Origin of the sequence: Streptomyces sp. NPDC046876 (assembly GCF_040645035.1) — a bacterium.
GTDB lineage: Bacteria > Actinomycetota > Actinomycetes > Streptomycetales > Streptomycetaceae > Streptomyces.
The window spans coordinates 1-11397 of sequence record NZ_JBEYXK010000154.1 but is presented as its reverse complement, the minus strand read 5'-3'; the positions used below and the strand labels follow the sequence as shown (position 1 = coordinate 11397).

The window sequence follows — 11397 nt, the reverse complement described above, 5'->3', positions numbered from 1 at the left end:
CTCCGCGCCCGGTGCGCTCAAACGCCGCGCGGGCTGAAATCAGCCCCGCCGGCGTTTGAGGCGGAGCGGGGGCCGGGGCCGCAGGCCACGGTTTCGGGGAGGGGCGGGGTGGGGGAAGAGCCCCCCGCAGGGGCCCGCCGCCGCATCACCACACCGAGCCGAAGGGCACGCGAAATGCACCGCGCACTGATCGTCGTCGACGTACAGAACGACTTCTGCGAGGGCGGCAGCCTGGCGGTCGCCGGCGGCGCCGACGTCGCCGCCGCCATCACCGAGCTGATCGGCAACGCCACCGCCGGCTACCGCCACGTCGTCGCCACCCGGGACCACCACGTCGACCCGGGTCCGCACTTCGCCAGGCCCCCGGCCGCCCCCGACTACGAGACCTCCTGGCCGGTGCACTGCGTCGCGGGCACCGAGGGCGTCGGGTTCCACCCGAACCTGGCGCCCGCCGTCGCCTCCGGCGCGGTCGCCGCGGTCTTCGACAAGGGGGCGTACGAGGCCGCGTACAGCGGTTTCGAAGGCACGGACGAGAACGGCACGGGCCTCGCCGAGTGGCTGCGCGAGCGCGGCGTCACCGAGGTCGACGTGGTCGGCATCGCGACCGACCACTGCGTGCGGGCCACCGCCCTGGACGCGGCCCGCAACGGCCTGCGCACGCGCGTGCTGCTGGACCTCACAGCGGGCGTGGCCCCGCACACCACCGCCAGGGCCCTGGAGGAGCTCCGGGCGGCCGGGGTGGCGCTGACCGGCACCCCGGTGGTGCGCAGCGCCTAGCTGGGCCCGGCAGGGCCCCGCCGGGCCCCGCAGGGCCCTCAGGCGCCGCGCAGCAGGGCCCGTATCGGGTGCCAGAGCTCGCCCGCGGCGTCCGGCAGGGCGCGCCACAGCAGCCCGTCCGGGTGGTGCAGGACGGCGGTGACCTCGTCCGGGGTCGGTGGCGCGGTGTTGCCGCGCAGGTACACGGCGCGCAGGCCCAGGTTCCGCAGCCTGGTCAGGGCGCGGGCCCGGTTCGCGGCGTGGACGAGGACCCGGACGGGTCCCTCGTCGTCGCCGTCCCCGCCCGGTCTCGGCAGGGTCAGCGCGACGACGACGCTCCCGTTCGGGAGCCTGGTGAAACCTCCGGCAGGCATGCTGTACGTCTCCCCCGTCAGCTGGATGTCAATGGGTGTGGTCAACGCAGGTCGCTTCCGCATCTAAACGCGATCGGCCGCCGCCCGCTAGGGGGCGACGGCCGATCATGCTGTGACCTGCGGCTTTACCGGGTTACTTCGAGGAGGGGCCGACCTCGACCGTCATCTGGAGGCCGTCGTAGGTCTCCTTGGCGATCTTGATCTTGGTGTGGGTGTCGGAGACCTTCACCGAACCGGTCGGGTTCTCGTCGTAGTAGTACTTGCCCTTGTGGTCGTCGAAGACCAGGTTGGCGGGCTTCGGCTTCAGGAACAGCGACTCGCCCTTGTTGTGCAGGGTGAACGCGTCCGTGGAGTACGCGCTGAACGGCGCGTCGTACGGCTGGATCTTGTTGCGCAGCAGGGTGCCGTCCGCCCACTTCATGGGCTTGGCGTTGGCGTCGATCGGCAGGATGAGACCCGAGCCGGGGTGCACGCTCGTGTTGTTGTCCTTCTGGGACTTGTCCCAGAGCCAGATCAGAAGGCCGTCCTGGTACGGGTAGTGCTCGACCCAGCCCGGGCGGGTGTTGGCCCAGCCGAAGTTGTACGGGCCGACCTTGAGGGTGGAGTCGTACGACACGTAGCGGCGGTTCTCCGCGATGTAGTACTGCTCGTACTCCTTGGTGAAGCCGGCGCCGATGCGGGAGAAGCCCTTGCCGGTCCAGCCGTTGTCGCCGTTCTCGGCGCCGTCGGTGAACAGCGCGGAGCCGTCGGCGGTCAGCTTGATCGCGTCGGCGGTGAAGCCCTTGCCGCCCGCGCCGCCGTCCGTCTGGTAGCGGAAGCGGAGGTCGACCTTCTTGCCGGCGTAGTCGTCCAGCGGGAAGTTGAGGTCCTGCCAGCCGCCGGAGACGTCGGTCAGCGCCGGGGAGCCCGCGGCGTCGAGCGGGATGGCCTTGCCGTTCGCGGTACCGGCCAGCGGGTGCCAGGTGGCGCCGCCGTCGGTGGACACCTCGGTGTAGAGGAAGTCGTAGTCCTTCTCGATGTCCCACCAGCCCTTCAGGGACAGGGCGGCGGACTTCTTGCCGGTCAGGTCGACCGAGCGGGTCAGGGTGTTCTTCAGGTCGTCACCCATGCCGCTCCACCACTGCGAGGAGCCCTCGGCGGGGGTGGTGACGTCGGTCTTGACCTGCTTCTTCGGCAGCTCGACGAGCAGGGCCTGCTTGTCCTTGGTGTTGTACTCCGACACACCGAGCTTGTGGGTGGACTTCGTCGCGGCCTTGGCCGTGTCGTAGTTCAGCCAGCCCAGCTGCAGCTTGTCCCAGGCGGTCATGTCGCCCGGGAGGTCGCCTATGGAGTCCTTGCCCTCGCCGAGCCAGGAGCCCGCCGACATCAGGGACCAGAAACCGACCGAGTTCTCGCCGCCGCCGGTGGTGTCGTACAGGTCCGGCAGGCCGAGGTCGTGGCCGTACTCGTGGGCGAAGACGCCGAGGCCGCCGTTCTCGGGCTGCATCGTGTAGTCGCCGACCCAGATGCCGGTGTCGCCGATCTGGGTGCCGCCGGCCTTGTTGTTCGCCGGGCCGGTCTTGCCGGTGTTGGTGCCGTACGCGTACCAGCGGTGCGCCCACAGCGCGTCGTGGCCCTGGACACCGCCGCCGGCCGACTCGTCCTCGCCCGCGTGGACGATCTGGAAGTGGTCGATGTAGCCGTCGGGCTCGTTGAAGTTGCCGTCGCCGTCGTAGTCGTAGCGGTCCCACTGGTCGTACTGGGACAGCTGCGCCTTGATCTGCTCGTCGGTCTTGCCGGCCTTCTTCTGGCCGTCGACCCATGCGTTCACGCCGTCGCGGACGGTGTCCCACACGTTGGAGCAGTTCGTCTGGCCGCAGTAGTTCGAGCCGTAGCGGGCCTCGTTGTACGGGATCTTGACCCAGTCGGCGACCTCGCCGTCGACCGAGTAGCGGCCCGAGGAGGTCTTCTCGTAGTAGGTCTTCAGGGAGTTCTTGCCCTGGCCGGTACCGAAGTACAGGTCCTGGAAGTAGTCGCGGCTGAAGTCCTTGCGCCACGCGGTGCTGTTGTTGTTCGCGCGGTCGGGCTGCGCGATCGTGTTGTGCAGCGGGCCGGGGGTGCCGCCGTACTTCGGGACCGGGGGCTTGGGGCCCTCCGGGCCGTCCGGGTCGAACATGGTCGAGTTGTCGACCTGGTCGCCGAACTCGACGAGGATCGTGAAGATCTTGTCGGTCTTCTCGCGGCCGAGCTCGACGTACTTCTTGTCGTCGAGCTTGACGACCTTGGAGGCGCCCCGCTGCTCGACGTTCTTCTTGCCGCTCAGCACCTGGTCGAGGGCAGCTTCACGGGCCTGGGCCTGCTGGTCGCTGAAGGGGCCCTTCAGGTTGTGCTGGACCTGCTCCTTGGCCGGAGAGGTCGGGTCCTGCTTCTCGGCGGCCGGGACGCCGGCAGCAGCACCGGTGGCCTGGGCGGTGACGGCGAAGAAGGCACCGGAGGCCGCGGTGGCGGCCAGGGTCACGCCGATGGCTGCGGTGCGCAGCGCTCGCCGGCGGTTGGACATGCTGGTCACTTGATGTCGTTCCCCTCCCGCGGCCGCGACACAGGTCGGAACGTCTCCGAAAGGGTGGGGGGTTCCGCGCGGCGCGCGTCTCAAGTGACGACATTTGACCGGAGAGTCTAAAGAAAAGACAGACCTTGACTTCTTCCTTACAACTGCACTATGCGGTCAGGCAGTTCCGCTATCCGGACGATCCCCAGCGATAAGGGACGAAGGGGGTTTCCCGACCGCCATGTGAGACGGGGTCATGAACCCGTGCGCCCCCCGCGCTCCGGCCACCGTGGGTCAGGTCACGCTTACCGGCTGCTGCGCCCGGGCATCCCCCGTCGTAGAGTCACTTGCCGCGCGACCGAGTTGAGCACACCACCCTCTCCCCCGCCTTGAGGACGGACACCGCCATGCCGCGCCCCACTGCCGCCCAGCTCCTCTACGGGTCCGCCGCCGTCGTCGCCTCGACGATCGCCATGCTGCTGCTCTCGCAGACGCGCACCGGGCTCGGGGTCGCGGTCATCACCACGGCCGCCCTCGCGCTCGGCGTGCTCGTCGCGCTCACCGCGGCCGCGCCGCGCCGCCGGGGCCGGCACGCGGCCCCCGCCGGGGCGCGCGCGGAGGCCGGATCCGGGGCGGCGGATGTTACCGAAGTCACGCCCGCTGCGGCCCCCTCGGACACGGCAGCGGCTGCCCGGGTGACCGAACCCCGGACGGCCGCCGCCGAACAACCGGTCCACCACTGAGCCGCCGGCCGGTCGCGGCCTCAACCGACGGTGACCACCACCGTCTTGCCCACCTTGTCGTGCAGGGCCTGTTTGTACGGCTTGTCCACGAGCATCGACACGATGAGGGCGAGCGGCCACAGGCAGGCGCAGCAGACGAGGGTCGGCAGCCAGAGCACGGCGGCGCGGGAGAGGGCCGCGCCGGAGGGCGGGACGCTGCCGTCGTTGAGCATCGCCACCCGCAGGCCGAGCGCCTTCTTGCCGACGGTCCTGCCGTCCGAGTGCGTGAACCACCAGTCGTAGCCGATGTACGCCACGATCGAGATCAGGGTCATGGCCAGGCCGCTGCCGCTGTACGACTTGGTGAAGACCTCGCTGATGTCCTCCCCCTTGTTCGTCTCCACCACGTACCGGTTGGTGCCGAAGGCCAGCTGGATCAGGAACAGCGGGACCAGCACGATGACCACGTCGATGATGCGGGCCCCGAGCCGCTTGCCGAACGGGGCGAGCGGGGGCATGCCCGCGAGCGGGTCGGGCATGCCGTACTCGCCGCCGGAGCCGTACGGGTCGCTGCCGTACGGGCTGCCCGGGGGCGGGGGCGGGTAGCCGCCGCCGGTGCCGCCCGCCCCGCCGCCGTAGGGGCCGCCCGGGGGCGGGCCGCCGGGAGGGGTGCCGCCTGGGGGCGGGCCGCCGTACGGCGAGCCGCCCGACGGGGGCGGCGGTTCCTGGGGCTTCTTGAGGAACGGGTCGTCCTCGGGCCGCTCGCCCGGCGGCGGCTGCTCGGTGCTCATGGCCCGAGTCGAACCCGGCCCCGCCCGAGCCGCAACGGGACGGCGTCCGTCCGGGCGAGCCGGTGCGCCCGGGTGCGCTGCGGGCCCGGTCAGCGGGCCACGTACGTCCCAGCCGCCCTGTCGTGCCAGCCCCTGCGGCGCGGGCGGTCCACGAGGCACCAGAACGCGGCGAAGGGGCCGAGGAGCCAGTACACCAGCCAGCGGCGCAGCGCCGCGCCGAAGCGGGGCGGGCGCAGGCCCGAGCCGGCCAGGACCCGTACGCGCAGCAGCCACTTGCCCGGGGTGCGGCCCCAGCGGGCGGTGGGCAGCGCCTCGTAGAACACCCCGAAGAGCAGGACGGCGCCCACCACCACGCCCAGGTACCCGGCCATGGTGGTGTCGAACAGCCAGACGGTGGTCACCCGGCCGGTGCCGCGGGCGGCGTCCACCTTGGCCCGGAGGTGGTCCGTGGCCGCGGGGACCAGGGGCCAGGCGGCCGCGGCGGCGACGACGTAGTACACGACGGTGTCCAGGGACCGGGCCACGAAGCGCCGCAGCAGCCCGGAGGGGCGCACCGCGCGCTCGGCCATGTCCTCGAACACCGAGCGGTCGGTGGGGCGGTGGGGCACCGTGGCCGCTCGGCCCGCCGCGGAGGCCTGGGTTGACGGGGCCGACGCGGCCGACGGGGCCGGCGTGGCCGATGGGGCCGACGGGGCGCCGGCGGCCTGCCGCGGCACGGGGGCGGAGGCGGCGGGCTGCGGCCGGGCCGTACGGGGGCCGTCCGGCGCGTGCGCCTGAGCCTGCGCCTGCGCTTGCGCGGCTTCGGAGGCGGAGGCGGAGGCCGCCCAGAACTCGGGGTCCGGTCCGGCCGCGCGGGCCCGCTGGGGGCCCTGCGGCGCGCGGTCGGCCGCCGGGCCCGCGGGGGCGGCGGCGGTACTCGGCTCCCAGCCCGACCCGAGGGGTGTCTCCGGCTCCTCGGACACCGGCGTACGGGCTTCCCGCCCCGGCTCCGCGTGCAAGGCCTCCGGGCGGTCCGCGCCGGGGCCCTGCGGGCGGTACGGCCGGCCCGGCTCCGGGGTGCGCTGCGGGGCGTCGGCCCCGGGGCCGCCCGTTACGGGGGCCGCGGCCTGCCAGTCCGGCTCCCAGGCCGGCTCGCGCCGCGGGGCGTCCGCCGCGGCCGTGCCGGGGCCCGTGGTGCGGGGCTGCCAGGCGGGCCCCGAGGCGGGCTCGGGGTCCCAGGCCGGGGCGCGGCGGGGCGGGGTGCGGGGTTCCCAGTCGGGCTCGGGGCGGGGGGCCGGCGGGGTGCGGCGGGGTGCGGCCTCGGGCCAGGAGGAGGTCAGTCCGGACGCCGCGCCGCCTCCGGGGGCGGCGGGCCACGCGGTGTCCGGGCCGGGGGCCGGGGCGGGGGCGCCGGCGGGGGCCTGGGTGGTGGCGGCCGGGGAGCGGGCCGAGAGGATGCCGACACCCTCGGCGCCGGAGCGGGCCGCCGCCGCGGCGGCCGGGGTCCGGGCGAACGACACCCCGGGGCCGCGCCCCACCGCGTCGGCCGGGTCCGCGAAGTCCGCCCGCCCGGCCAGGTCGGTCAGATCGGCCATGTCCGCCATGTCCGCCACGTCCGCCAGGTCGGCCAGGTCGGGCCGGTCCGCCCGGTCCAGCGGCTCGGGGCGCGGGCCGCGGCCCAGCGAGACCCCGGCCGGGCGGGCGGGCGCGTGCCCGGGGTCGGGCTCCGGCTCGGGGCGGCTGCCCCAGGAGACGCGGCGGTCGTGCGGGCCGCCGAAGCCGGACTGGTGCAGCGGATCGGCCTGCCAGGCGGCCGCGGGAGCCGGGGCCGGGGACGGGGCGGGCACCGAGGGGGTGGGGGCCGGCGTGGGGGCGGGCGTCGGCACCGGGCGGGGTGCGGACCGGGGCCCGGAGTCGGACAGCGCCTCGGTCATGGAGGTGTCGTCCAGGAACACCGGGCCCGTCTCGTCGGCCGGGGTGGCGGGGCGGCTCGTACCGGGCACCCAGGACAGGCCGTTCCAGTACCGGACGTAGCCGGGGATGGACGGATCGGGGTAGTAGCCCTCGGGGGCCGCGTGCTCGCCGTCACCAGGGGAGGCCGTCATGTCCCCAACTCCGATCGTGGCTTGAGGATGGTGCAAGGGCAGGACCATAGCCAAGAACCGCCCCCCGACAGGTCGGGTAACGGGAGAATCCAAGCCTTCGGGCGAACGTCGCCCATCAGAGCGGTTTTCGGCCAGCCGAAAGATTCAGGCCAATCCGCGATCCGGTGCGCGAAGTCGCGTCATACCCGGGCACACGGGCGCTCTCTGCAAGTGCGGGGCCACACGCCGGCCCCGCACACCGAACCGAAGCGAGGCCGCGATGCACCACCCCGTCATCGAGCGCGAGCTCGAACTGAAACTGGTCCTGTCCCCCGAGCGCACCGTGCCGGTACCGGCGCGGCTCGTCTACCTCACCGACGATCCGTACGCCGTCCACATCACCTTCCACACCGGCTCGAGCACCCCGGTCAACTGGACCTTCGCCCGCGAGCTGCTGGTGGAGGGGGTGTTCCGCCCGTGCGGGCACGGCGACGTCCGCGTCTGGCCCACGAGGGTCGAGGACGAGGCGGTGCTGTGCATGGCGCTCAGCTCGCCCGACGGCGACGCCCTGCTGGAGGCGCCGGCGGGCGCGGTGTCGGCGTGGCTGGAGCGGACCCTGCGCGTGGTGCCGCCGGGCACCGAGGCCGAGCGGCTCGGCCTGGACGACGCGCTGGCGGTGCTGCTCGCGCCGACCCCGGCCGACGAGCTGTGGATGCGCGACCCGTGGCCCTCGGACGAGTCGGCGGACGGCGGTGACCTGTGATGCGGGGCCCGGTGAAGCGCGGTGTGCGCGGGCACATGCGGCTGGTCGAGCCCATACGCCCGGGGCAGCCCGTACGCGCGGGGCAGCCCGTACGACCGCCGCGCGCGGCGGGCCCCGCGGGCCCGGGGCAGCCCGTACGGCCGGCGCGCCCCGGACGGTCCGGGGCGAGCGGGTCAGAAGAGCTTTCCGGGGTTGAGCAGGCCCAGCGGGTCGAACGCCTGCTTGACCGCCTGCTGCATCTGGAGCCCCACCGGCCCCAGTTCCCGGGCGAGCCACTCCTTCTTCAGGACGCCGACGCCGTGTTCGCCGGTGATGGTCCCGCCGAGGGAGAGGCCGAGCGCCATGATCGCGTCGAAGGACGCCCGGGCCCGCCGCGTCTCGTCCTCGTCCGCGGGGTCGAAGCAGACCACGGGGTGGGTGTTCCCGTCGCCGGCGTGCGCGCAGACGCCGATGAGGAGGTCGTGCGCGCGGGCGATGGCGGCGGTCCCGTCGAGCATCTCGGCGAGCCGCGAGCGCGGTACGCAGACGTCGTCGATCATCGTCGCGGGCCGCAGGGCGTCGAGGGCGGTCAGGGACATCCGGCGGGCCTGGAGCAGCAGTTCGGACTCCGCCTCGTCCTCGGCGGGAACGACGGCGGTGGCTCCGGCCGCGGTGCACAGCTTCCCGACGGCGGCGAGCTCCTCGGGCGCCTGCGGGGTGTCGAAGGCGGCCAGCAGCAGGGCCTCGGTGGTCTCGGGCAGGCCCATCTTCCCCAGGGCGTTGACGGCGCGGACGGTGGTGCGGTCCATCAGCTCCAGCAGGGACGGGGTCAGACCGGCCTCCATGACGGCGCAGACGGCCGCGCAGGCGGCCGCCGCGGAGGGGAACTCGGCGGCCAGCGCGAGCTGCCGGGGCGGGGCGGGCTTCAGCGCGAGGACGGCGCGGACGACGACGCCGAGGCTGCCCTCGGAACCGACGAAGAGGCGGGTGAGGTCGTAGCCGGCGACGCCCTTGGCGGTGCGCCGGCCGGTGCGCAGCAGCCGTCCGTCGGCGAGGACGGCGTCGAGGCCGAGCACGTATTCGGCGGTGACCCCGTACTTGACGCAGCACAGGCCGCCGGAGGCGGTGCCGATGTTGCCGCCGATGGTGCACTGCTCCCAGCTGGAGGGGTCGGGCGGGTAGTACAGGCCCTGCTCGGCGACGGCCCGGGAGAGCACGGCGTTGACGACGCCCGGTTCGACGACGGCGATCCGGTCGACGGTGTCGACCTCGAGGATGCGGTCCATCTTCACCAGGGAGAGCACGATGCAGCCGTCGGAGGCATTGGCGGCGCCGGACAGGCCGGTGCGGGCGCCCTGCGGGACGACGGGGACGCGTAGGGCGGTGGCGGTGCGCAGGACGTGCTGCACCTGTTCGACGGTACGGGGCAGGACCACGGCCGCCGGGGTGCCGGCGGGGCAGAAGGCGGCCATGTCGGTGGCGTAGGAGGAGGTCACCTCGGGGTCGGTGAGGAGGGCCTCGGCGGGGAGCCCTTCGAGGAGGCTCGCGCGCAGACGTGCGGTCGGCTCGTCAACCATGAGATCCATGGGCTCAGCGTGGCAGCCGGGGCCATCGGTGTGAACACGGCCGCGGCGGGCTCCGGACACCTCGGCGGGCCATTCATATTGACGCACAGTGAACCTCATGGACCGTATCGAGGAGGAAGCGCTGCAGCCCGCGCCGCCCGTGACGTTCACCGGCCGCAAGACGGTCGTGGCGGCCGCCATCGCGGTGGTCCTGGTCGCCGGGGCCCTGCTGATCCGGCCGGCCCGCCCGGCGGACGACGCCCGCCCGCCGGGACCGATGGAGCGGGCCGCCTCGGCGGTCGGCATGGGCGCCCCGGCCTCGGCGGTGGACCTGACGGCGCTGGTCGCGGACCGGGAGAAGTGGCTCGAGGCGCATCCGCGGGACGACGCGTCGTGGGCGGTGCTGGGGGCTGCGTACCTGGAGCAGGGGCGCCGCACCGCGGACCCGGGCTGGTACCCGAAGGCGGAGAAGGCGCTGAAGCGCTCGCTGGAGCTGCGGCCGGCGGAGAAGGGCAACGTCGACGCGATGACGGGCATGGGCAGCCTGGCCAATGCCCGGGGGGACTTCGGGACGGGCCGCAAGTGGGGCGAGCTGCTGCGGGCACAGGGGCCGCAGCGGTGGACGGCGTACCCGGTGCTGGTGGACGCGTACACGGGGCTCGGGGACTACAAGAACGCCGAGACGGCGATGCAGCGGCTGATGGACCTGCGGCCGGGTGTGGCGGCCTACCTGCGGGCCTCGCAGGTCTACCGGGACCGCGGCTGGCGCGAGGACGCCGCGATGGCGCTGGAGAGCGCGGCGGGCGCGGCGAAGTCCCCCGCGGAGAAGGCGTACGTGCTGTACCGGATCGGGGAGTTGGCGTGGGAGCGGGGCGACCCGGGAGAGGCCCTGCGCCAGTACGAGGCCGCGCTGCGCACGGACCCGGCGCAGGCCGACGCCCTGGGCGGCCGGGCCCGCGCGCTGGCCGGGCTGGGCCGGGGCGGGGAGGCGGTGCGGGACTACCGGATGGCGCTGGGGCGGGCACCGGTGCCGCGGCTGGCGCTGGAGCTGGGCGAGCTGCTGGAGTCGCTGGGGCGCCGGCAGGAGGCGCGGGCGGCCTACGAGCAGCTGCGGACGACGGCGGCGCGGGGCACCGCGCAGGGCGTGAACGAGGAGGTGGTGCTCGGGCTGTACGAGGCGGAGCACGGCGATCCGGCGGCTGCGGTGCGGCGGCTGCGGGAGGAGTGGACGCGGCACAAGAGCATGCAGGTGGCCGATGCGCTGGGGTGGGCGCTGCACAAGAGCGGCGATGACGCGGCCGCCTTGGAGTACGCGAAGAAGGCCACGGACCGCGGCATGCGGAGTGCGGACTTCGCGTACCACCTGGGGGTGGTCGAGCAGGGGCTCGGCGACGAGGCGGGGGCGCGGCGGCACCTGCAGGAGGCGCTGCGCACGAACCCGGAGTTCTCGCCGGTGCGGGGGCCGCTGGCGCGGGAGGCCCTGGCTTCGGTGGGCCAGCCGCCGCCGGGGGGCCCGGAGAACATGCAGCCGCGCGTCCCGTGGGTCCCGGTGGAGCTCCCGACGGCGTCCCCGTCGCCGAGCCCCTCGGCCCCGGCGCCGGCGCCGTCGCCGTCGCCGTCGCCGTCCGGGCCGTCGAAGGCGGCCCCTGCCGCGTCCGGATCCCCGCGGCCGGAACCCGCCCCGTCCGGCTCCCCCGCGAAACGGTGACCCGGGGAGGCGGAGCTGCCGGTTGCCGCTGCGCGGAGCCGGTTCCCCACCCCGCCCCTTCCCGAAACCGGGGCTCCGCCCCGGACCCCGTTCGGGGGCTCTAGCCCGGGGGGGGGGGTGAGTCGCGGCGGGCCGGGCCCGGGGGGGGC

General features: G+C 74.4%; 9 protein-coding genes. 4 read left to right on the top strand and 5 right to left on the bottom strand.

Features of this window, described 5'->3' with window-relative positions:
• Positions 1 to 174 precede the first annotated feature (174 nt).
• Positions 175 to 777 carry an isochorismatase family protein gene (locus ABZ924_RS36550; RefSeq protein WP_361919716.1) on the top strand — a complete coding sequence of 201 codons (603 nt, stop codon included), beginning with the start codon at positions 175 to 177 and terminating at the stop codon, positions 775 to 777.
• 38 nt (positions 778 to 815) lie between these two features.
• On the opposite strand, the gene ABZ924_RS36545 is transcribed toward ABZ924_RS36550, so the two are convergent.
• Together ABZ924_RS36545 and ABZ924_RS36540 are read right to left on the bottom strand one after the other, a co-directional pair.
• Entirely contained in the window at positions 816 to 1130 is a 315-nt protein-coding gene (locus ABZ924_RS36545) for a hypothetical protein (protein ID WP_361919720.1), read from the bottom strand.
• 133 nt (positions 1131 to 1263) lie between these two features.
• Positions 1264 to 3669: an immune inhibitor A domain-containing protein gene (locus ABZ924_RS36540; RefSeq protein WP_361919718.1), complete on the bottom strand. Its 2406-nt coding sequence runs from the start codon at positions 3667 to 3669 to the stop codon at positions 1264 to 1266.
• 395 nt (positions 3670 to 4064) lie between these two features.
• On the opposite strand from ABZ924_RS36540, the gene ABZ924_RS36535 reads away from it, so the two are divergent.
• Positions 4065 to 4400, top strand: coding sequence for a hypothetical protein (locus ABZ924_RS36535; RefSeq protein WP_361919714.1), 336 nt, complete (start codon positions 4065 to 4067; stop codon positions 4398 to 4400).
• 20 nt (positions 4401 to 4420) lie between these two features.
• Here ABZ924_RS36535 and ABZ924_RS36530 read toward each other — a convergent pair whose 3' ends face one another.
• Positions 4421 to 5170: an RDD family protein gene (locus tag ABZ924_RS36530; protein WP_361919712.1), complete on the bottom strand. Its 750-nt coding sequence runs from the start codon at positions 5168 to 5170 to the stop codon at positions 4421 to 4423.
• A gap of 89 nt (positions 5171 to 5259) precedes the next feature.
• Positions 5260 to 7254, bottom strand: a complete 1995-nt coding sequence (locus ABZ924_RS36525; RefSeq protein WP_361919710.1) for an RDD family protein — start codon at positions 7252 to 7254, stop codon at positions 5260 to 5262.
• Positions 7255 to 7513: 259 nt separating this feature from the next.
• Between ABZ924_RS36525 and ABZ924_RS36520 the strand changes: the two genes are divergently transcribed.
• A complete protein-coding gene (locus tag ABZ924_RS36520; RefSeq protein WP_361919708.1) occupies positions 7514 to 7996 on the top strand; it encodes an SsgA family sporulation/cell division regulator in 483 nt (160 codons plus the stop codon).
• A 173-nt stretch (positions 7997 to 8169) separates the two neighbouring features.
• On the opposite strand, the gene ABZ924_RS36515 is transcribed toward ABZ924_RS36520, so the two are convergent.
• Complete coding sequence (locus ABZ924_RS36515) at positions 8170 to 9561, bottom strand: FAD-linked oxidase C-terminal domain-containing protein (RefSeq protein ID WP_361919706.1); 1392 nt, start codon at positions 9559 to 9561, stop codon at positions 8170 to 8172.
• A gap of 97 nt (positions 9562 to 9658) precedes the next feature.
• Here ABZ924_RS36515 and ABZ924_RS36510 point away from each other — a divergent pair, with 97 nt between their 5' ends.
• The gene (locus ABZ924_RS36510; RefSeq protein ID WP_361919704.1) at positions 9659 to 11248 is read left to right on the top strand and encodes a tetratricopeptide repeat protein; all 1590 of its coding nucleotides are present in this window, start codon (positions 9659 to 9661) and stop codon (positions 11246 to 11248) included.
• Positions 11249 to 11397: the final 149 nt, after the last annotated feature.

What these genes read in the sequence shown, in the direction of transcription:
- ABZ924_RS36550 (WP_361919716.1), top strand. Translation starts at nt 175, where the DNA reads ATGCACCGCGCACTGATCGTCGTCGACGTACAGAACGACTTCTGCGAG.
- ABZ924_RS36545 (WP_361919720.1), bottom strand. Translation starts at nt 1,130, where the DNA reads ATGCCTGCCGGAGGTTTCACCAGGCTCCCGAACGGGAGCGTCGTCGTC.
- ABZ924_RS36540 (WP_361919718.1), bottom strand. Translation starts at nt 3,669, where the DNA reads ATGTCCAACCGCCGGCGAGCGCTGCGCACCGCAGCCATCGGCGTGACC.
- ABZ924_RS36535 (WP_361919714.1), top strand. Translation starts at nt 4,065, where the DNA reads ATGCCGCGCCCCACTGCCGCCCAGCTCCTCTACGGGTCCGCCGCCGTC.
- ABZ924_RS36530 (WP_361919712.1), bottom strand. Translation starts at nt 5,170, where the DNA reads ATGAGCACCGAGCAGCCGCCGCCGGGCGAGCGGCCCGAGGACGACCCG.
- ABZ924_RS36525 (WP_361919710.1), bottom strand. Translation starts at nt 7,254, where the DNA reads ATGACGGCCTCCCCTGGTGACGGCGAGCACGCGGCCCCCGAGGGCTAC.
- ABZ924_RS36520 (WP_361919708.1), top strand. Translation starts at nt 7,514, where the DNA reads ATGCACCACCCCGTCATCGAGCGCGAGCTCGAACTGAAACTGGTCCTG.
- ABZ924_RS36515 (WP_361919706.1), bottom strand. Translation starts at nt 9,561, where the DNA reads ATGGATCTCATGGTTGACGAGCCGACCGCACGTCTGCGCGCGAGCCTC.
- ABZ924_RS36510 (WP_361919704.1), top strand. Translation starts at nt 9,659, where the DNA reads ATGGACCGTATCGAGGAGGAAGCGCTGCAGCCCGCGCCGCCCGTGACG.